Origin of the sequence: Auritidibacter ignavus (assembly GCF_029853775.1) — a bacterium.
Lineage (GTDB): Bacteria > Actinomycetota > Actinomycetes > Actinomycetales > Micrococcaceae > Auritidibacter > Auritidibacter ignavus.
This window is the reverse complement of the sequence record NZ_CP122564.1, coordinates 1,212,629-1,231,559: the sequence shown is the minus strand read 5'-3', so window position 1 is coordinate 1,231,559 and position 18,931 is coordinate 1,212,629. Positions and strand designations below refer to the sequence as shown.

The window sequence follows — 18,931 nt, the reverse complement described above, 5'->3', positions numbered from 1 at the left end:
ACCATGACCACCACCGCACCCACCGTTGAAGAGGCGGCGACCGGCCACGGCTACATCAGCGACAAGAACCGCTACCTCGCCAGGCTCAAGCGCATCGAAGGCCAAACCCGTGGCATCCACCGCATGATCGACGAGGACACCTACTGCATCGACATCCTCACCCAGATCAGCGCCGTAAACGCGGCCCTCGAGAACGTGGCATTGGGCCTGCTCGACGACCATTTGAAGCACTGCGTTGCCGACGCCATCAACGACGGAGAAGAAGCCGACACCAAGCTCAAGGAGGCTTCCGAGGCTATCGCGAGACTTGTGAGGTCCTGAGGAGGAGCCATGCGTATCGCAGCACTTGCCATTCATAACCTGGTCCGTCACGGAAAGATGGAACTGACCCTGCAGCGCTGTTGCTCAGCAGCCCGCTGGACATTCAAGATCAGCACCCACTGAACGGCCATCGCTGGCTCACGCTGAGCCCGCATTTTGCCCATCCCCGACGATGAAAAGCGCTGACCGAATCTGCCTCGAAGGCGGTGCCCCATGCGCCTCCCGGGGACGCTGCGAACCGCAAGGCTTTGGCGGCGAATGGGCGGAAGAGCAGAACACAGACTGGTTCCGACCGATCCTCGCGCGTACCAGAACGGTGCATCGCCCCATCGGCCCAGTGGCTTACGACTGCGTGAAGTTCATCGTCGTGCGAGCCGGGTCAGCACTTCTCTACTGCCGGCATTTCAAAGAGCAGATCATCAGCGTCGGCGACGTGGTACTCATTGGTCCAGGCGTCCTTGTAGGCAGCGAACCCGAAGGGTTCAACACTGTCACGACGATCTATCTCGACACCGACTACGTCGTGGACCAGCTCTACTGGCAGTACGTGGGCTTGCCGCAAGACCGGCTTGATGCACAAGAATTGGCCGACTCGCTCTATTGCGAGCCCACTCAGATCCTAAGGCTCGGCGAAGAACGCGTCGGGCTACTCTTACCGTGGCTGGACGAACTCGTAGCGCTCAGCGTCGACGGAGCCCCTCGCCCCCCGTTTTCACCGCATGCAGTCTCTGTGGCTGGCCATCGCGGACAAGATCGCACCCTATGTCCAGGTGAGCCCCGTTCGCGGCTCCGCATCGAAGCGGTCAACCGTCAGCCCCAACACGCCTCGCTACCGCCGCTTTGCGCCACTGCGGGAAGAAGCAATAGCTATACACCACATCATGAAAAGCGATGTGGCGCGCCATTGGACACTCGAAGATCTGGCCCATCGAGTGCATCTGTCGCAGCGTCAAGTGTCCCGGTTGTATTTAGACGCCTTTGGAAAGACGCCGCTAGCCCATTTACGCATGCTTCGCGTCCAGGAAATGGCACGCCTTTTGAAAGACACGAACATGTCCGTTGCCCGCGCTGCCCAGGAAGTTGGCTGGCGCTCCCGCGATTATGCATCTGAGGTCTTCCGCGACGCTACCGGCATCACGCCGCATCGCTATCGAACCATGAACCGTTCGCACCCAGGAGACCCCACGATCCGGACAACATACCCCGCCAGGTAGACACGTTCGCCCACCAAGGCCTCCTTGCGAACGAGATCACGGGTATGCCGGGTAGACGTCAGGTGCGAGTCGCGTCCTGGCGGCCACCCTACTCACCGATCGTGAGTACTGACCGTCTCGACACGCCAGATCATCTCCGCGCACCTGCCGGAGGTAGAGCCTGCTCCTCACCCCGAAGCCGGCTCTCGGCAAGGAGACCTGGTGATGAGACACGCACGGCACAACCGACACGAACCACGACCTGATCACACAGCAGGCGGTCACGACAGGATCGCACCTGCGACAGGAATCGCTCGAGGGGCGTGGTCGTGATGGCCGAGCACGGTGCCGTCTCCTCGGTCCTCCTCCGCCTCGATGACTCCTGGCCGTTGGGAGCCGCGGCTCGCGAGTTCGCCCGGGCCGGGGTACCGATCTTCCCCTGCGCGCCGAACGGCAAGCGCCCCCTGACCCACGGCGGGTTCCACGACGCCACGACAGATTTCAGCCAGGTCCAGACGTGGTGGGACCAGATCCCCAACGCCAACATCGGCCTGCCGACCGGCCAGCCCAGCGGCGTGGTCGTTGTCGATGTCGACCTGCACGAGAAGGTCAATGGCTACGACGCGATCAACCGTGCCTACGAAGCCGGAAGGCTCGGGCAGTGGGAAGTCGTCACCCGCACCCCCTCCGGCGGCGCCCACCTGATCTACCCCGCCACACCGGCGACGCAGCAGCGGTCGTGGCAGGCGGCTCGGGCGGGTGTGGATTTCCGCGGCGACGGCGGCTACATCGTCGTCCCGCCCTCGTACCGCCGCATCGACGGGCAGCAGCACCACTACCGGCTGGACCAGGTCAACAACGGCCCGGCTACCGCCGTGGATGCTCAGGGCTTGCGGGACTTCCTCGATCCCCGCCCTGCCGTTCCTGCACCCGAGTCACGCGGGACTCGGCGGACGCCGAATATCGCTGCGCTCGCTGACCGGGTGGCCAGCCTGCGCGAGGGCGAACGGAACCTGGGCCTGTTCAAGGCCGCGTGCCGGCTGGCAGAGAACGGGACGCCTCCCGGTGAAGCTCTCCACGTCCTCGGCGCCGCGGCCGGGCAGGCGGGTCTGGGCCAACGGGAGATCTGCCGGACGGTGCAGTCGGCCTACCACAACGTCCACGGCGGCGGGGCACGCCAACGCACCACCGTCGGTGACCAGCAGCGCTCGTTCTCCCCGGCGAGCACGGGTCCGTCGCGTCCGCCGGTGTATCGGGTGATGTGATCATGGGCGGCTCGGAACGGTGGGGATGGTCGGTGGTCACGGCCGCGTGCGGGACGATCGGTATCGCTCTGGGGGCGTTCTGGCTCTCGTTCACTGCTCTGGCGGATCTGGCGCGACGCTCAGGGATCGCCAGCTCGCAGGCGTGGGTGTGGCCGTTACTCGTCGATGGGCTCATCGTCGTCGCCACGATCGCTGTCGTGGCTCTCGATGGCCGTGCCGGGGCCTGGTACCCGTGGGGGCTGCTCATCTCTGGGGCCCTGGTCTCGGTGGCGGCGAACGCGATGCACGCTGTGGTGGCCGCGGAAGCGGCCGTGCCGGGATTGCTGGCCTCGGTGATCGCGTCGGTACCGCCGCTGGTGCTGCTGGCCTCCACGCATCTGACCGTGGTCCTCATCCGCTCCGCCCACCACTATCGCTCACCCGCAGTAGACGGACTGGAGAAGGCCGAGAGCACCGATGCCGTCGACCCCGAGCTGGCAACGGTGCCGGACCGGACAGACGACGACGGCGGTGAGTTGCCGCTGACGTCCTCGACCGTAGCGGACCTGCCCCGGCCGGCTCTGCCCTCACCGACCCCGCTGGAACTGGCCGCCGAGTCTTCGCCTGCACCGACCGAGGCCGTATCCGATGACAGTCCCACGCAGCTTCCTACCCCACCGCGCACGAGCGAATCGGCGGGGTCGGGGCGGAAGGCGGAGGCGGCGCGGCTGTGGGAGGCCGGGTGGTCGAACAAGGCGATCGCCGCGCGCCTGCACGTTCATCCCTCGACCATCGGCCGCTGGCGCACCCGCCAGACCACCACCACCGCCTCAGCCCACCCGGACGAGGCCGAAGAGGAGAGCACATCATGAGTTCCGATCCCGCCCAGGACGCGCAGAACTGGGACACCAGCTTCACCCCGCCCGCTCCCGAACCGTGGGATGCACTGAACACCGCACCCGCCCCGGACCCCGCCGGAGAGCAGAACCCCTGGTGGGACGCGCCAGATCCCGAGGCCGAGCCCGACCACGACACCGCGCGTATCACCGGCCGCGAGGGCACGGGGGCTCCGGATGCGATCGAGCACGAGAAGACCGCGCAGCGCCGCGCGAGCCTGCGCCAGCGCCTCCAGGCCCCGCAGGGCCGCGGCGTCGACTGGGTCAGGCCCACCGACCTGGTTGCTCGGTCCTCCGCTGCGATGGCCGGACGCGGGATCGCCCTGCAGGATCACCTCGCCCGCAAGGTCGACCGCGGCCTGATTACCGCCGGAAAGAGAGCCGGCGCGTTTGCCGCGAAGAAGCTACCCCCGCTGAAGGCCTTCGGCCACGGCCACCCCCGCGAACCAGCCACCCGCTCGGCCATCGCACGGAACTAGGCGGTGACCTCACATGAGCCGACGCCACGACCCGATTCGATCCCCACGAAAGCGACGTGCACCTGACGTACAGGAGGAGATACCCATGATGACGACCTTGTCCGAACCCGAAGACTTCACGACCAGCGAGGGCCTGCGCGTCCTGCTCGTCCGCCTGCATGAGGCCGGGCCCGACGCCTGGCGGACCGACCCCGTAGCGGCGGATCTGATGGAACACGCTGCGGCCAAGTACGCGCCGTTGGCGCGCAAGCACGGCCTCGACCCCTGGGAGGCCGCCAGTGCGGCGTTCGATGTCATGCGCACCCGCTCGGCGCGCACCGCGAAGGACCCGTGGGGTGTGATCACCCACGCGGTGCGAATCACCTGCATCGCCGAAGAACGCGCCCAAGGACTGCTGTGCTCAGTCCATCAGGCTCGCCGCCCGCACGTGTCGGCCTTCCACGATCCCGAACGGATCTCCGACCGTGAGAACCCCCTGACGGACTACCACGAGGCCTTCCACATCACCGACCCCGACCCGACCGAGGACCCCGCCGATCACGACGAGGACGACCAGCGGCGCGAGTACGACACCTTCACCACCGCCACCAGCTTGATCGAAGACGCCATCGCCTTCGTGACCGCGATGAAATGGCCGCCGGCACTGGCTGGGCCGCGGTCGAGCACGTCTGCCAAGAACTGGCCCGGGCCGGGACCCGTCGTACCGCCTACGAGGCGCTGCGCCGAGACAAGCACGCCCAAGCGCTGCTGGATATCGAAGCCGACTCCTAGTCGATTCTGCTCAAGGCACTGCTGGGGCACCCGCACCCGGCCTACGCCGCGACCAGCACCGGCCGCGGGATCCTGCACCGGCTGCTCATCGGCGAGATCCTGCGTGCGCTGCTGCGCGATGAAGACCTCGTGCTCACCCTCTCCCTGGCCGCCCCGCACCGTGGAGGGTATCGCTGATGGGACAGACGCAGGGACACATCCAACTCCAGCGGGCCGTTGCCTCGATCATGATCGGGCACCGGCACCGCACCGACCTCGGCGACATCGACGCCCTGGCCGCATCCATCGCCCAGCTCGGACTGCTGCAGCCGCCGACGATCACCACCGACGGAACCCTGGTCTGTGGCGCTCGCCGGTTGGTGGCCGTGAAGCAGCTGGGATGGCGGACGGTGGATGTGTGGGTCCGCTCGAGCATCTCGGACCGGCTCGGGCACCTGCTTGCCGAACAGGATGAGAACACCCAGCACAAGGACCTCACCCCCGTCGAGGCCGCCGCACTATATGGGGAGCTCAAGACGCTGATGGCCGAAGACGCCAGCCAACGTGAGTCCGCAACGCAGTTCAGTTCCGAACATCAGCCCCGGTGGAACGGGTCCGCAAAATTTGCGGACCCGTTGGGGACTCCCCGAGGTGAAGCCCGCGCACAGGCCGCAGGGATGATCCCCGGCGGGGCCTCCCACACCACGCTGGACAAGATCACCTACCTCCAGCAGCTCGCCACCGACCCCGAGACCCCACCGGCACTGCGAGAGCAGATCACCGCGGAGCTGGAGGCGATCAACGACGGCGCCCCGGTCCATCCGGTCTACGAGCGCATCCGTGCCCTGCAGCAGCGCGAGGCGATGCCGGCGCGCGGCACGGATCTGCAGAGCATGGCCGACGAAGCGATCGCGCGCGCTCACCGGAGCAAGGACGCCCCGGATCAGCCCGCCGGAGACACACCCGAGACCGGTGATGAGGAGCCAGTGGCGAAGATCATCCGCTGGCCCCTGCGCGCGTTCATCGCCACCTGGTCCGAGTTGGAGAACTGGTGGATCCACTACAACGCCGAGGCGCTCGCCGCTGAGCTGAGCGAGGAACAGATCGAGAGCTTCCTCGCCACCGCGGAGGGAACCAGCCAGTTCGCCCGGGACCTGCGCGCTGCCCGCGATGCCCACGACGAGGGCGCGCGGCGAGGGCATCTGCGCGCCCTCTGACCCCGCCCCGGCCGTCGACGGGCGGAGTGCACCTGGGGGTATGACGAGAACTGAAGGCTCCCCGCGGCTGCGCCGCCGCCACATCGCCCTGGCCATCGCCACGATCATCCTGCTCATCTTCACCGGGGTCGGGGTCTACGGCATCATCATCGGCCCCGCCAACCCGGAGCACACCGCACCACAGCCTGACCCTCCAGGCACCGAGACTCCAGCACCGTCGCCGGCTCCGGCGGAGGTCGAGATCCCCGGCATCCCCGCCTCGACCGACCCGGAGGACTTCGCCCGCAGTGCTGCCGAGGCGTTGTTCGCCTGGGACACCACCAGCGGGCTGATGCCCCTGGATTACACCGCCACCGTGTTGGAGGTCGCCGATCCCAGCGGCGTCGAGCAAGCCGGACTGGCCTCGGACATCGCCGGCTACCTCCCGACACGGGAGGCCTGGGTCGAGCTGCGCAAGCATTCCACCCGCCAGCATCTGAGCATCGACCGGGCCTACGTACCCGAGCAGTGGGACGAGGCCCTGGCCCAGGCCCAGCCGGGACAACTGCCCGAGGGCGCGACCGCGATCACCATCGAAGGCACCCGGCACCGCGAAGGCACCTGGAACGACGCCCCCGTGACCTCCGAGCACCCGGTCGCCTTCACCCTCTTCCTCACCTGCCCGAAGGCCACCAGCACCCCGGAGAGCACCGCCACCGCGTCGCCCTCGGTCGAGGGGCAGGAGGACTCCTGTTTCCTCATGCGGCTCTCGGTGCTGGATACGCCCCTGCGCTGAGACGAAAGGCCGTGCGATGAAGAAAGCCGTGGCCGCCCTGGCCGTCCTGGTGCTGCTGGGTCCGATGTTCGCCCTGGTCGGCGTCGGCCTGGTCATGAACCCCGCCGCCTCCGCCCAATGCGTCACCCCGGGCGAGAACATCGACGTCGGTGACGTCCCCGATGAGCTCACCGCCGAGACCGCCAACGGGGAGACGATCACGCTGGAGAAGACCCAACTCGAGCACGCGGCCACGATCATCCAGACCGGCTCCGAGAGCGAGGACATCACCCGCGATGGGATCCAGATCGCCCTAATGGCCGCATTGACGGAGTCCGTGCTCAAGCAGCTGTCGAACACCAGCTCCTACCCCGAATCCGGCGACATGCCCAACGACGGCAATGGCTCCGACAACGATTCGCTGGGTCTGTTCCAGATGCGGCCGCAATCCGGGTGGGGCTCGGTCGAAGAGCTGATGGATCCCGACTACCAGGCTGAAGCGTTCTACGGCGGGCCGGACGGTCCCAACGGTGGTTCCCCGCGGGGCCTGCTGGATATCGACGGGTGGGAGGAGATGAGCAAGGGCGAAGCCGCCCAAGCCGTCGAAGGCAGCGCCTACCCCGACCGCTACGCCAACTACGAGCCGGTCGCCGAGGCCATCCTCACCGAGCTGTCGACCTCGGAGGGCGGCAGCGGCGATGGGGAGGAAGATGATCAGCCGGCCGCGGAGACCTCCCGTGTGGTCTTCCCCCTCCCGGAGGACACCTGGGTCGCGACCTCCCCGTTCGGGCCGCGCACCCATCCGATCACCGGGGAAGAGACGCTGCACACCGGCAGTGACTTCGCCGCCAAGGACGGCACCGAAATCCTCGCCGCCGCCGATGGCACTGTGGCTGAGGCCCAGTACACCGACTCCGGCGGCGGGATCGTCGTCATTGACCACCAGGTCGACGGGCAGCGACTGGCCACGGCCTATATCCACATGTGGGAAGACGGCATCCACGTCCAGACCGGCGACGAGGTCACGGCGGGGCAGCACATCGCCGACGTCGGAAGTTCCGGACAATCCACCGGAGCCCACCTGCACTTCGAAGTCCGCGAAGGTGGACCAGACGGCGACTACACCGACCCCGCCGCTTGGCTCAACGACCACGACGCGGCAGACCTCCCCGAAGCCGAAGGCGGCAACCCCGAACCCGGCGAGGACGGCTGCGAGACCGACGACGGTAGCGGAACGGGCGAAGAACCGGGTGACTTCGACGTGGATGATCCCGGCCAGATGGTCGATGATCCCACCAGCCACGGGCAGATCACCGCGCGCATGCTCCACGTCCACGACGAGGCACTGAAGGCCTACCCCGACACCTCCTGGGCCTGCTTCTCCCCGAGGCCTGGACAGAAGTCCGAGCACCCGTTGGGCCGGGCCTGCGACGTCACGTTCGGCAACCCGATCGGGCAGATGCCGACCCCGGACCAGCTCGAGGCGGGCTGGGACCTCGCGCACTGGATGCAAGACCATGCCGAGGACCTGGGCGTGGAGTATCTGATCTGGCAGGGCAAGATCTGGTCGGTCGGCAGCGACAAGGACGGGTGGCGCGACTACGACGGCGGGGGCATGCACAGTCCCGAGGACATCACAGGCGGACACTACGACCACGTCCACATCACGGTGAAGGAAAACTAGCATTCGATGCAATCGGCAACGGCCCCAGCTTCGGCGAATCCGCCTCCCCACCCGCCGCTTCCACACCGGAAGCGGAAATGCTCGCACACGTCTACCAGACTCCGCGTGTTCTCCACTTCTCAGCCAGCTCGGAATCAATCGCATCCTCCACCGTCTGCGTTGCAGAATCAAGCGAGAAGGACGCTGAGGGCACGAGGGTACGGATGCCCGACACCGCAGGAAGCAAGAGATACCGGACAGCCGCGGGATGATGCCACAGGTCCGGCGAGACCGCAGAACCCACAACTGCCAGCACCGTCCCTTTCTCGCCGGCCGCGACAGCGGTGGTCGACCATGCGCTCGCGATCGGTTTCGCGGCGACGGAGACGGCAGCGGGGAAGGTCATCTCCTTGATGGTCTTCACCGTGTCCCCGGCGTTGGCGCGCGGGTAACGGGCCTGATCGAACACGGTGGAGACGCCTGCGGGAAAGGCTTCGATGACAGGGGCCGAAACGCTCGTCCCCGCCGCATGGGCTCCGGACGCTGCGGCCAACATGGATCCCCAGAAGTATCCGCTGACTCCATCGTGACGGCCAGCGATGACCTCAACACTCGTCACGATCGAATGCCAGCTCGACTGGACGGTCAAGGCGTCCAGGAAGCTCGACCACCCGCGCTTTGCTTGCATTGGCAAACCGTGCACGATACATAGCAGATCGCGGAGAGTGACATCGACGACCCGTTGCTCAATCTGGCTCCGTTTCTTGCCGGTCGAGGCCGTGGCTATCGGCTCCCAGTCATCACGCCGATCCCGCTGCGGTGGAACCGGGTCCATGGACAGAGTCGTGAACGGCGAACCGAATAGGCGGGTCAACTCGCGGTCAAAGTCTGCAGGGCTACCGCGAGACTCGAACGCGGCGACGAGGACATCACGCTGGTGCATCATGCCATCGCACCTGCAACCACAATCGGGAGAAGCTGCGCGTTCGCAGGACGGTTCGTGATTGGCGGGGGCCGGGCCATGGCTCGCTGACATCATTCCTCCTCATTGAGGTAGTCGTCTGCCCGAACACGTATGGCTGAGCGTGCTCGAGCCTGTCTACTCGCCAGGCTAGCGACTCTTCGTTCTAGGGAGGGCGCCGTTTCCGAATCGTGTCCTGCTTAAGAAGCGCTCCATCTGTCAGGCCCTCGTCGCGATGAGGGCCTGACAGATGGGCTTATGCAGTTGATCGTGCACCTGCCCGGCATGGATGTGTTCCCTGACTTCAAGGGCATGAGCGGCATCGGTGATCTCATGGAGGTCGCCGGTGCCTTGCTCATGGCCGCGCTGATCATCGCCGTGCTCATGGTCCTCGTCTCCGCGATCATCTGGGCGATCGCTGCGAGCACCGGCAACTACAGCCTCGCCGCCAAGGGCCGTATCGGCGTGCTCGTCTCCCTCGGCGGCGCGATCCTCGCTGGAGCGGCCACCGGGTGGCTGAACTGGCTGGTCAGCCTCGGCGAACAGCTCTGACTCCACCCCACCTCACGAACGACCCGAGCGCCCATCCGGATACCGGATGGGCGCTTCTTCATGCCACGACGATGCCCGTGCACCTTGCCGCAGACAAGCACCCAACGACTCTGCATGAAGGAGCGTGTGTCGTGATCGACATTGACCCCAATGACTCCGGACTCCCGGGCATCGAACAGCTGCGCGAGATCGTCGGCGCCGTGATGACCGTGGCGCTGATCCTGTCCGTGCTCGCCCTGATTATCTCCGCGATTGTCTGGGCGTACGGCTCCAACTCGAGCAACCCGAACCTCGCGGGCAGAGGAAAAATCGGTGTCCTCATTTCCTGTGCCGCAGCAGTCCTGTCGGGGGCCGCAGTCACCCTGGTGAACTTCTTCTGGGACGTCGGGCAGGGCATCTGAGATGGGCTTCTGCGACGTACCCGTCCTCTCCTCGGTCTGCGACAGTGCAGGGGAAGCCGCGGCCAGCCTCGTCTCGGCACCATTCGAGTGGCTGGCCGCGGGCATGGGCGCGGCCGCGGAATGGATGTTCGAGTCCGTCTGGAAGATCTTCGACACCACGACCCTGGTCGATGTCACCAGCGGCGAATACGTCGAGGTCTTCAACTTGACCTTCGGCATCGCGATCTTCGTGATGCTGATCTTCTTCTGCCTGCAACTGATCACCGGGATGATCCGCCGAGAACCCGGCGCGCTCTCCCGCGCAGCCTTCGGACTGGCCAAGAGCGTGCTCGGTTCCTTCGTCGTGCTCACCCTGACCGCTCTACTGCTCGAGATCGTCGACCAGCTATGCATCGGCATCATCCAAGCCGCCGGCGAGACCACCGAGTCCATGGGCGCGAAGATCACCGGCCTGGTCGCCGCGCTGGCCACACTGAACATCACCGCGCCGGGAGTCGGCGCGATCATCTCGATCTTCCTCGGCGGCCTCGCGATCTCCGCGGCCGCGATCGTGTGGCTGAGCCTGCTCATCCGCAAAGCACTGCTGCTGGTCGCCGTGGTCCTGGCCCCGTTCGCGTTCGCCGGGGCCTCCTGGGACGCCAGTCGTGGCTGGATCGGCAAATGGGCGATGTTCGTCCTCGCGTTGATCTTCAGCAAGCTCGTCCTGGTCATCATCCTGCTCGTGGCCGTCACCCAGGTCTCGGCTCCGATCGAAGCGGATCTGGCCTCGGTCGCCGATCCTCTCGCCGGAATCGTGCTCATGGTGCTCGCCGGGTTCGCGCCCTATCTCACCTACAGATTCCTGGCTCATCGTAATTGAGAGTGTAGAACTGGTCTGAAGCCGCCGGACTCGAGCAGACATCTCGCGATGTAGTGCGTGAGGTTGCGGAAGCCGAGTGCTGAGCCCCGTAGGTGTTCGAGCCTGCCATTGATCGCTTCGGTAGGCCCGTTCGACGTTCCCGGTCGGGTGAAGAACGCCAGGATATCAGCAGCTCGACGCTTCAGAGTCTGTCCTAACCGTTTGAGTTCGGCCAGTCCTGTCGGCAGATTCGTCGTCAGATCGTCGATGACTGTTTGTAAGAGCTTCTTGCCCTCGTTGCCGTCGTTGGTTCGGTAAGCGCGCACAATGTCTTGATAGACGGCCCAGGTGACTTCGACGGCGGTGAAGTTGGCGTCGGCGAAGAGGTCTACGATCCGCTCCTGCTGTTTGGCCGTGAGCAGATCAGCACCGGTGTGCAGAGTCCTGCGCGCTCGATACAACGGGTCTGTTGCTCGTCCGCGATGCCCGGTGGTTTCCTGCTGAATGCGGCGGCGTACCTCGTCGAGGGCATCACCGGCGAGTTTGACGACGTGGAACGGGTCCATGACTTCGACAGCCTCGGGCAGTTCCTCAACGGAGGCTGTTTTGAAGCCGGAGAATCCGTCCATCGCGACGACGTCGATGCCATCACGCCAGTCTTTCGGTCGGGCTTTCAACCATTGCTTGAACACCTGTTTCGATCGTCCGGGCACCATGTCGAGCAGGCGTGCCGGGCCTGCTTTCTGGCTGATGGGAGTAAGGTCGATGATGACGGTGACGTACTTGTCACCGCGCCTGGTGTGCCGCCAGACGTGTTCGTCGACACCAATGACGCTGACCCCGTCGAACCGGGTCGGGTCGTCGATCAGCAGTCGATGTCCCTGCGCGAGGATCGCGGAGTTCGCGGTGTGCCAGGATACGGCGAGTTTGCGTGCGATCACGGACACGGTGTCGTGGTCGATGACGAGGGCACGCAGCGCCCAGTCGAGGCCGGTTCGCGAGATCTTCGCTCGTGGTGGCGCCGCAGCAGTGGTGTTCTGACGCCATACGCGGCCGCATTCGACGCATTTGTACCGGCGGAGGCGAATGTGAAGCGTGGTGGCCGGTGGCCGAAGGGTTCGTGGGCGAGGCGGCGGACGACGGTGTCGCGGACGATCCCGTGTCCGCCACACCGTCGGCACCAGTCATCGGCAGTGTTGGGCTGGCATTCCAGAATGGCTTTGTGCCCGGTGATGTGCTGGCCAATGCACGTGAGGTCAAGGGAGTCGAGCCGGCAGAACGTCGTGAGATCAGGAGATGAGAAAGTAAGCTTGGACACGTCGAGGTCTTTCGGATGGACTGTGTAAGAACTTCCATCATCGGAAGACCTCGACGTCTATCCGGGCAGCGCCACGCCGTGTCCTGGAATCACTGATCCACACCCTCAATTACGAAGAGCCGTATTTCGGCGAGGAATTTGCGACGGAAACCGCCAGGTTGATCGCCATCTTTGCTTTGAATTCGCTCTTGGCTTGAATGAGTGAAGAAGCCCAAATAAGTTCTTCAATCAGTCTTCCAGCGGTTGCAGCTTTTGGGGCTGCATCGCCGAGCGGTGCAAGCACCATTCCTCGACCTGTTGGATCAAGAATGACTCGGCCGAGTCCGATCGGCACCCCCGGCTTTATCGGATATTTCTCACCAGATTTTCCGACGTTTGACGGTTCACTGACAGTATCAATCGTTTCCAGGACTTGCTGTGAAAGTCGAGTGAGCTTCTCCTGCTCGTCTTTGCTCGTGTCAACGTACTGCCGCGTTCGCCCTATTTGGTCAGAGCTCCATGCAGCCTCCCCAGAAGCGGAGATTGTGGCGAGACAACGTAAGGCGTTCTCATAACAAGCCCAATGTGCTTCGTCATACTCACTCTCGTTGAGAAGGTCATCAATGAGCGCATGGTCTGCGGGCACGTCTTCATAGATCACAGTCCCCTTAGGAGTCTTTGGGCGAATCGAGTCAAGCCCTAACTGCGGTACTGATTCACCATACCTGAACTGCTCCGCGGACAGCTCCCAGGTCCATGCTGATTCGCCTTGTTGGCTAATTCGTCTTGTGCCGATCTTCTCTGTGCTCAAAAGAGGGCCTCATTCCAATTATCGATTCCGATTGCTGTCGCGGATTCTTGGAGGATTGCACAAAGTTCCGGGTGGCGCCACAAGTGGGATAGGACTCGACTAAGTACTCACCGGCTTGCCTAGCCACGGTCACTCCAAAACTTGATGTCACCCCAGCTCGATTCAGACCGTATGGGATTCCGTACGGGCCAATAAGTGCGAATCCAGGACCGTTAAGTTCGATGGACTGGGTTGATGGTGCTGCTTGCTGGAGTGCTTCAAATATTTTACAAGCATCGCCAGTTGAGCAATAAAGTACAGTTTTATCTGGACGTTGTGTCGCGAAATTGGCGAACTTTATCATCCACCGGCTGACCGCTTGGTCCAGCTTATCTATTAGATTCTCTGCGCTGTGGCTACTATTGACCCACGGAATGTACATTCGCAGATCTGGAGACAATGGATTGCCATCGAGGCCAGTTATACTATCCCAGCCACTCAAGAATCCTTTACGCACTCTTGGTACGCTTAATGCATCAGGCCCGACAATCCACTCGCTACGCTGCTCGGCAGCGATGAGAAGCTCGACACCACTCAAAGCAGATGTCGCGACGGTAGCGCCCTCGGCGGATGGTCGCAGACTCCAGCCTAGACTAGTTCGGCGTGCATTCCTCAGTGCTGTTGATGCCACCACGGGGCTAGCCACTTCGGCGCCTTGCGCCACTGAGCTTCCTGTCCTCTTTAAGTGGACGTCCTCGTAAAGCCAGCGACTCACCGTCCTCGCTGCGACACTCGAAGTGGCTGAAACAGACTCACCGTTGAGGCACCTCCTAAGTTCCTTGCCATCGACAAATAGAGAGTTAAGACATTCTTCGGCCCAACGCGCCGCGGCCGTATACTCAGTTTCAAGCAGTGCAGACCTAGTGCCCTTACTTAGCATCCCGCATCAACCCTTTGCTTATAGCAGTGGCATTGGCGGTCATGTTTATTGTCATGCGTAACAAAACCGTCGCCAACGCAGTCTGTGGAACCGATGCAGCGGCCACCACTTGTGACCGCGCAAGAAGTTTCAAGGCTACGACACGCACGAGAAGCACCGCCTCGTCGGTGTCGGAGGCAAACCCGTATGTGCCTAGGAGGTGGGCAGTGAACTCTTTAAATTCCCCCATAAGGCCAGCTGGCACGCTGGTACGTACAGTACCTCTCGCGGTTTGTGCCCGCACACGCGATGCAAGGAACGATGCCATTAGTGAGCTGATATCATGCAGATTCGGTCCCGCGCCCGCCAGCTCCCAATCGATAAACACCGCATCGTGCTCAGTGGTAAGTACGTTGTCTATCGAGAGATCGCCATGAATGAACACTGACTCCATCTCCTGGAGTTGTGTGATCGTTCTCTTTAACGTTTCGTGCACCTGTTTTGGAAGTTGCTTTAGCGTCCATAGCGCGCCGTCAGTGATGTGCATGAAGAGGTGAGCCGGAATAGGATACAGAATGGGTGATTCTGGCTCCGCGCCGAAATCTATTGACGCTCGGTGTAGGATGGCTAGCTTCTTCCCGATGAGGGAAACTTGACCTCGCCAGTCCGTGGGAAGATCCCGATCAAAAAAATCCTTGATCGGGGAGGAATATCCGTGAGGGGTCTCCATGGTAATCTGGTTGTCGAGGATACGTGTGCTTGGCAATGCGACCGGGTTTCCGGCTTCATCCAGAATCTCTGCAGCCGCTTGCATAGCCTGGAACTCCCGGTTAAGAAGTCGCTGTTCCTTGTCGAAGCCTCGCGCTGTTTTTACGTACCTCTTGAACTCCTTTTCATCGGATACTGTGACCCGAGACCCCATCCGCTCCATCGCGTCCACCTTTTCCGTCGATCGATTTCACAACGATCAATAATGCTTGCAGAACTACTAGTGCTGGGCCAGGACCCCGGGCACAGATTGGGCCCTACCCGATCGCAATAGGCGACTGCTTCGGTAGGGCCCAATCAGGGTTTCCCGCCTTTTAGCACATGATCAGAGCGGTACCGATCGTTGCGCAGACGGGGGTGGTTGCAACCATCTCAAGGTCCGTGGCGAACGCTTCCTCGCGCTCAGCCTGCTCCATCAGGTCGATGGTGTCCTGAAAGTCGCCGAAGACTGCTTCCGCCATCATGGTGTTCTCGGTCTGCATGGACATGTTCTCTTCCTTGAGTCGTGCCCTCCGCTCTGAGCGACGGGGTCGCGTCATGCACTATCTTCGCTCGAGCCCACAGCTGACGGACCGCCTGCGACGAGACTCATAGAAAGTCCCCGCGTAGTAAGGGGTCGTGCCTCACAGAAAAATCCCCGCGAAATCTTTCTCCCGGGCCACCAGGCACGACGACGATGGGGTCATGGTCGACAAGGACGTATCTATGAGCAGCCGAATCGAGATCACGAAGAACTACGCCACCGCCTACACGCAAGCGCCGAAGAAACCTAAAGCCGCGATCCTCGATACCGTCACCGAACTCACCGGGTGGAACCGCGACCACGCCCGCCAGCAACTCACCCGCCGTACCCGGCAACCCAAAGGACGCGTGAAAGCCACAGTCGCGGTCATCGACAGGCCGAAGACGAAGGCCCGCAAATACTCCTACGACGCGGTCAAGATCTTGCCATACGTGTGCTCGATCGCCGGCGGCATCTGCGGTAAGTACCTCGTTGCAGCCATGGAAGGCCTGCTGGACTGCCTCGAAGCCCACCCACCTGATCCCGGGCAAAGGCCGCTACAACCACAGCGTGCGTGCCGAGCTGTTGGCGATGAGTCCGGCGACCATCGACCGGTACCTCAAACCAGTCCGTGACAAGGATCCCCTGCCTGGGAAGTCAGCGACGAAGCCCGGGAGCCTGCTGCGTAACTCCATCACCGTGCCCAAGGCCGGTGACGAAGTCGACGACGAACCCGGCTTCTTCGAAATCGATACCCTCGCCCACTGCGGCCCGACCCTCAACGGCGAGTTCGCCCGCTGCGTGAACGACACCGACATGCACACCGGGTGGGTCTATACCCACCCGATGAAGAACAACGCCTCGACCCACGTCGTCGATGCCTGCACACAATTCGTCAATACTGTGCCCTACCTGGTGACCTGACTCGACTTCGACAACGGATCCGAGTTCATCAACCACAACCTCATCGACTGGGCCGCTGACCGCAAGATCTTCTTCACCCGGGCACGCCCGGATACGAAGAACGATCAGGCCACCATCGAATCGAAGAACAACCACCTCATGCGCCGGTACGGGTTCTCCTACCGCTACGACACCGCGACCGAGCTGGAGCTGCTGCAACGCCTGTGGCCGCTGGTCAACGACCGCCTGAACTTCTTCACTCCGAGGAAGAAACCGACCGGGTATTCCACCGATCGCGTCGGCCGGACGCAAACGTGTCTACGACTCTGCCAAGACACCGTATCAACGATTGCTGGATTCCGGGATCCTCAACGCCCAGCAGAAACAAGAGCTTCAGAAGTACCGGGCAGGTCTGGATCCGGTCGGCATGGCTGCCGAGATCGATCAGATCCAGCAACGGTTGATCAAGCTCGCTGCGGGCAAGACTGCGAGACTTGAACGCCAGATCGAGAAGTCACAGGCCCAACCGGATCCCGCGGGCATCAAGGTCCACCACACCCGGGCCGGCTCAGACCCCGGTTAGCGGGGGAAATATGTGCGAGGCACAGCCTCATTCCCCGGGGATCTTGACATGAGGCACTCCGTCCAGTTCCGCATTGGTCGAGGGGCTGGGCCGCACAGTTCGCAATAGGGGTTTTTCCATACAGGCACTGTTTCCTGCAACGTGCGAAGGAAGTCCAGATCTATCCGACGCCCCCAAGGCGAGTGAGGGCCTGCTGGAGCCACCACTCGCAATGCCGAGTGGGTAAGCAAACCGCTTACCCACGCTAGTGAGCCTGTCTGCATGCTGAGCCAAGATGTACTGAGGCCAACGTGGGATCTAGTCGAATACAGTCCAACTCCGTCAAGCGATACAGGGCACATGGGGCAGGCTGTTTCGCCAGGTATGACCCATGGTCCGATACTTGCTCCGGTAGGACTAAGCACCACGGGCGACCAGGCAGTTCCAGCTGCGTGATACTTCCTCGAGATTTCGGGGAGCTTCTCCATGTTCGCGACCAATTCGACACATATTGTGCTTGCCGACTCCGAGGTATCAATGGAGAGTCCCTGCGCCTCAAAGGCTGTTCGCCAATGCCCGACCAGTTCCTCGGGCCCAATTAGTCGGAATCGTTGTTCGCGAGCATGTTCATATGTCGACCTCGTGTTTTTGGTTCTCCGGGCGAGGAATGTGAAGAACCTTCGTTGAGCTTCCGAATTGATGTCTTGAGGTGCTTCCAGAAGTACGCCCATCTTTACAAAGTCGTCTACATACGGGCTTAGGGCATCAACTTGAGCCTCGTCCAGATCACGTGCAAAGGCTTCTGAATCTCGTAGCAACGGGACAATCTCGGTGAGCACTTCCCTAAGCTGTTCTGCCTGCGACGGAGTAGCCTCCAGCGTGTAAGTGCTAGAGCCAGTTGTGATCGTCAGGGGACTCTTGCCTCTCAATTCGAAGGTGACATCGCTCGCGGCAATCAACGGCGAGTCTGTTGGTGTCGCCTCCACGCTTGCCACCTTTCATTGGGTATAAGGACGAATCCGAACTAATGCCTTCCTGTTACGCTACGGCTCTCAGGTGAGTCACATCCCCACCGAAACCCGTGGTACTGACCTAGGGGTCACCGTGGGTCGACGGCCTCAAAAGACCTGCATCCAGCTCGGATTCACCAGGACATGCTTGTCCTGGCCCCGATGAGCTACCCTGTGAGACATGAAGCGATCGGCCGAGGATGCGTGGAAAACGAAGCAAACTATCCTGTGGGCTTCGCTAGGTGCGTTCGAAGACCATGGCTGGAGAGGGGCGACTTTCGAGGTCATCGCACGCGCAGCCGGCGTCTCGCGCGGAGCGCTGAATCACCACTTTGCTTCCAAGTCCGCGCTGCTCTCCGAGGCGCTTCAGTTCGGCTGGTCGGAGTTTGGCGACAAACTCTTCGCTGATGACACCACCTCCGCCAGCGCGACAGAGAACTTGCGAGTCTTGCTTCGACGCTACATTCAGTGGCTCCAGGATGACCCCGAGTTCCGTGCACTCGTGAGCACAACAGTGATCGTGGCACCGCAGGCGGCAAGCAGCGGCAACGCCGAGAAGAGCGACGCTCTGGCTTCCTGGAAAAGCCAGATCGAGAACAGCCTGAAACCTGAAGATGATCTACCAGTATCAAGACACCTCATCGCTCGAAGCGTAGTGGTCTTCCTGCAGGGCCTGGCCGTCACTGCCATCACGAACCCCGACGATCTTCCTGCCAGTTCTGAACTCGATTCCAACGTTGACTACCTAGTCCATGGCTTCCTCGGCACGGGGCTCAATTATTCCGAGTAGGCCAGGTCGAGGCAGTAGCCGGGTCAGACCCGCCCGGCTTTGTCTGCGCCCCCGCTGCGCTTGGCATCACCGACCTCGCGAATGATTCGCTGGACAGTCTCACCTCCCCGTGCGATCAGCA

The 18,931-nt window shown here is 62.8% G+C and carries 19 protein-coding genes and 3 pseudogenes; 16 read left to right on the top strand and 6 right to left on the bottom strand.

Going from position 1 to position 18,931, the window contains the following annotated elements:
• Positions 1–3: 3 nt before the first annotated feature.
• Positions 4–321 carry a metal-sensitive transcriptional regulator gene (locus tag QDX22_RS05585; RefSeq protein WP_279673034.1) on the top strand — a complete coding sequence of 106 codons (318 nt, stop codon included), beginning with the start codon at positions 4–6 and terminating at the stop codon, positions 319–321.
• Between the two features lie 379 nt (positions 322–700).
• On the opposite strand, the gene QDX22_RS12020 is transcribed toward QDX22_RS05585, so the two are convergent.
• On the bottom strand, positions 701–901 hold the full coding sequence (locus QDX22_RS12020; RefSeq protein WP_341849191.1) for a hypothetical protein: 201 nt from the start codon (positions 899–901) through the stop codon (positions 701–703).
• A 139-nt stretch (positions 902–1,040) separates the two neighbouring features.
• Here QDX22_RS12020 and QDX22_RS12015 point away from each other — a divergent pair, with 139 nt between their 5' ends.
• The 8 genes and pseudogenes from QDX22_RS12015 (at position 1,041) to QDX22_RS05545 (ending at position 8,538) form a co-directional block, all read left to right on the top strand.
• Positions 1,041–1,535 carry a helix-turn-helix transcriptional regulator gene (locus QDX22_RS12015; protein WP_341849190.1) on the top strand — a complete coding sequence of 165 codons (495 nt, stop codon included), beginning with the start codon at positions 1,041–1,043 and terminating at the stop codon, positions 1,533–1,535.
• Positions 1,536–1,846: 311 nt separating this feature from the next.
• On the top strand, positions 1,847–2,779 hold the full coding sequence (locus QDX22_RS05575; protein ID WP_279718136.1) for a bifunctional DNA primase/polymerase: 933 nt from the start codon (positions 1,847–1,849) through the stop codon (positions 2,777–2,779).
• A gap of 2 nt (positions 2,780–2,781) precedes the next feature.
• Positions 2,782–3,630 carry a DUF2637 domain-containing protein gene (locus QDX22_RS05570; RefSeq protein ID WP_279718181.1) on the top strand — a complete coding sequence of 283 codons (849 nt, stop codon included), beginning with the start codon at positions 2,782–2,784 and terminating at the stop codon, positions 3,628–3,630.
• Positions 3,627–4,133 carry a hypothetical protein gene (locus tag QDX22_RS05565; protein WP_279718135.1) on the top strand — a complete coding sequence of 169 codons (507 nt, stop codon included), beginning with the start codon at positions 3,627–3,629 and terminating at the stop codon, positions 4,131–4,133. Before QDX22_RS05570 ends, QDX22_RS05565 begins: the two co-directional genes overlap by 4 nt.
• Before the next feature lie 88 nt (positions 4,134–4,221).
• A pseudogene (locus tag QDX22_RS05560) lies at positions 4,222–5,081 on the top strand (hypothetical protein).
• A complete protein-coding gene (locus QDX22_RS05555) occupies positions 5,081–6,100 on the top strand; it encodes a ParB N-terminal domain-containing protein (protein ID WP_279718134.1) in 1,020 nt (339 codons plus the stop codon). The pseudogene QDX22_RS05560 and the gene QDX22_RS05555 overlap by 1 nt, the downstream one beginning before the upstream one ends.
• Before the next feature lie 40 nt (positions 6,101–6,140).
• Positions 6,141–6,875 (top strand): hypothetical protein, encoded by a 735-nt coding sequence (locus QDX22_RS05550; RefSeq protein WP_279673029.1) that lies wholly within the window; start codon positions 6,141–6,143, stop codon positions 6,873–6,875.
• Between the two features lie 16 nt (positions 6,876–6,891).
• Positions 6,892–8,538, top strand: coding sequence for a M23 family metallopeptidase (locus QDX22_RS05545; RefSeq protein ID WP_279718133.1), 1,647 nt, complete (start codon positions 6,892–6,894; stop codon positions 8,536–8,538).
• 91 nt (positions 8,539–8,629) lie between these two features.
• On the opposite strand, the gene QDX22_RS05540 is transcribed toward QDX22_RS05545, so the two are convergent.
• Entirely contained in the window at positions 8,630–9,463 is an 834-nt protein-coding gene (locus tag QDX22_RS05540) for a hypothetical protein (protein WP_279673027.1), read from the bottom strand.
• Between the two features lie 300 nt (positions 9,464–9,763).
• Between QDX22_RS05540 and QDX22_RS05535 the strand changes: the two genes are divergently transcribed.
• The 3 genes and pseudogenes from QDX22_RS05535 to QDX22_RS05525 form a co-directional block, all read left to right on the top strand.
• A complete protein-coding gene (locus QDX22_RS05535; RefSeq protein ID WP_279673069.1) occupies positions 9,764–10,030 on the top strand; it encodes a DUF6112 family protein in 267 nt (88 codons plus the stop codon).
• A 131-nt stretch (positions 10,031–10,161) separates the two neighbouring features.
• Positions 10,162–10,431, top strand: a complete 270-nt coding sequence (locus tag QDX22_RS05530) for a DUF6112 family protein (protein ID WP_137802585.1) — start codon at positions 10,162–10,164, stop codon at positions 10,429–10,431.
• Between the two features lies 1 nt (position 10,432).
• Positions 10,433–11,278, top strand: a pseudogene (locus QDX22_RS05525) (conjugal transfer protein TrbL); the annotation flags it as partial.
• Here the strand turns inward: QDX22_RS05525 and QDX22_RS05520 are convergent.
• The 4 genes and pseudogenes from QDX22_RS05520 to QDX22_RS05505 form a co-directional block, all read right to left on the bottom strand.
• Positions 11,278–12,587: pseudogene (locus QDX22_RS05520) on the bottom strand (ISL3 family transposase). The pseudogenes QDX22_RS05525 and QDX22_RS05520 sit on opposite strands and share 1 nt — an antisense overlap.
• A gap of 109 nt (positions 12,588–12,696) precedes the next feature.
• Positions 12,697–13,377 (bottom strand): hypothetical protein, encoded by a 681-nt coding sequence (locus tag QDX22_RS05515; RefSeq protein ID WP_279718132.1) that lies wholly within the window; start codon positions 13,375–13,377, stop codon positions 12,697–12,699.
• A gap of 908 nt (positions 13,378–14,285) precedes the next feature.
• Positions 14,286–15,206, bottom strand: a complete 921-nt coding sequence (locus QDX22_RS05510; protein ID WP_279718131.1) for an aminoglycoside phosphotransferase family protein — start codon at positions 15,204–15,206, stop codon at positions 14,286–14,288.
• Positions 15,207–15,357: 151 nt separating this feature from the next.
• A complete protein-coding gene (locus QDX22_RS05505; protein WP_279718130.1) occupies positions 15,358–15,531 on the bottom strand; it encodes a hypothetical protein in 174 nt (57 codons plus the stop codon).
• 217 nt (positions 15,532–15,748) lie between these two features.
• Between QDX22_RS05505 and QDX22_RS05500 the strand changes: the two genes are divergently transcribed.
• The 4 genes from QDX22_RS05500 (at position 15,749) to QDX22_RS05485 (ending at position 18,810) form a co-directional block, all read left to right on the top strand.
• Entirely contained in the window at positions 15,749–16,180 is a 432-nt protein-coding gene (locus QDX22_RS05500; protein ID WP_279718129.1) for a hypothetical protein, read from the top strand.
• Positions 16,137–16,469 carry a hypothetical protein gene (locus QDX22_RS05495; protein ID WP_279718128.1) on the top strand — a complete coding sequence of 111 codons (333 nt, stop codon included), beginning with the start codon at positions 16,137–16,139 and terminating at the stop codon, positions 16,467–16,469. The genes QDX22_RS05500 and QDX22_RS05495 overlap by 44 nt, the downstream gene beginning before the upstream one ends.
• 328 nt (positions 16,470–16,797) lie before the next feature.
• Positions 16,798–17,031 (top strand): hypothetical protein, encoded by a 234-nt coding sequence (locus QDX22_RS05490; protein WP_279718127.1) that lies wholly within the window; start codon positions 16,798–16,800, stop codon positions 17,029–17,031.
• A gap of 1,170 nt (positions 17,032–18,201) precedes the next feature.
• Positions 18,202–18,810, top strand: coding sequence for a TetR/AcrR family transcriptional regulator (locus tag QDX22_RS05485; RefSeq protein ID WP_279718126.1), 609 nt, complete (start codon positions 18,202–18,204; stop codon positions 18,808–18,810).
• The last annotated feature ends 121 nt before the right edge of the window (positions 18,811–18,931 follow it).

Bases quoted from the DNA above. Each gene is read 5' to 3' on its own strand.
- QDX22_RS12015 (WP_341849190.1), top strand. From the start codon at position 1,041: ATGCAGTCTCTGTGGCTGGCCATCGCGGACAAGATCGCACCCTATGTC.
- QDX22_RS05540 (WP_279673027.1), bottom strand. From the start codon at position 9,463: ATGATGCACCAGCGTGATGTCCTCGTCGCCGCGTTCGAGTCTCGCGGT.
- QDX22_RS05500 (WP_279718129.1), top strand. From the start codon at position 15,749: ATGAGCAGCCGAATCGAGATCACGAAGAACTACGCCACCGCCTACACG.
- QDX22_RS05550 (WP_279673029.1), top strand. From the start codon at position 6,141: ATGACGAGAACTGAAGGCTCCCCGCGGCTGCGCCGCCGCCACATCGCC.
- QDX22_RS05485 (WP_279718126.1), top strand. From the start codon at position 18,202: ATGAAGCGATCGGCCGAGGATGCGTGGAAAACGAAGCAAACTATCCTG.
- QDX22_RS05535 (WP_279673069.1), top strand. From the start codon at position 9,764: ATGGATGTGTTCCCTGACTTCAAGGGCATGAGCGGCATCGGTGATCTC.
- QDX22_RS05545 (WP_279718133.1), top strand. From the start codon at position 6,892: ATGAAGAAAGCCGTGGCCGCCCTGGCCGTCCTGGTGCTGCTGGGTCCG.
- QDX22_RS05510 (WP_279718131.1), bottom strand. From the start codon at position 15,206: ATGGAGCGGATGGGGTCTCGGGTCACAGTATCCGATGAAAAGGAGTTC.
- QDX22_RS05555 (WP_279718134.1), top strand. From the start codon at position 5,081: ATGGGACAGACGCAGGGACACATCCAACTCCAGCGGGCCGTTGCCTCG.
- QDX22_RS05575 (WP_279718136.1), top strand. From the start codon at position 1,847: ATGGCCGAGCACGGTGCCGTCTCCTCGGTCCTCCTCCGCCTCGATGAC.
- QDX22_RS05505 (WP_279718130.1), bottom strand. From the start codon at position 15,531: ATGTCCATGCAGACCGAGAACACCATGATGGCGGAAGCAGTCTTCGGC.
- QDX22_RS05565 (WP_279718135.1), top strand. From the start codon at position 3,627: ATGAGTTCCGATCCCGCCCAGGACGCGCAGAACTGGGACACCAGCTTC.
- QDX22_RS05585 (WP_279673034.1), top strand. From the start codon at position 4: ATGACCACCACCGCACCCACCGTTGAAGAGGCGGCGACCGGCCACGGC.
- QDX22_RS05570 (WP_279718181.1), top strand. From the start codon at position 2,782: ATGGGCGGCTCGGAACGGTGGGGATGGTCGGTGGTCACGGCCGCGTGC.
- QDX22_RS05495 (WP_279718128.1), top strand. From the start codon at position 16,137: ATGAGTCCGGCGACCATCGACCGGTACCTCAAACCAGTCCGTGACAAG.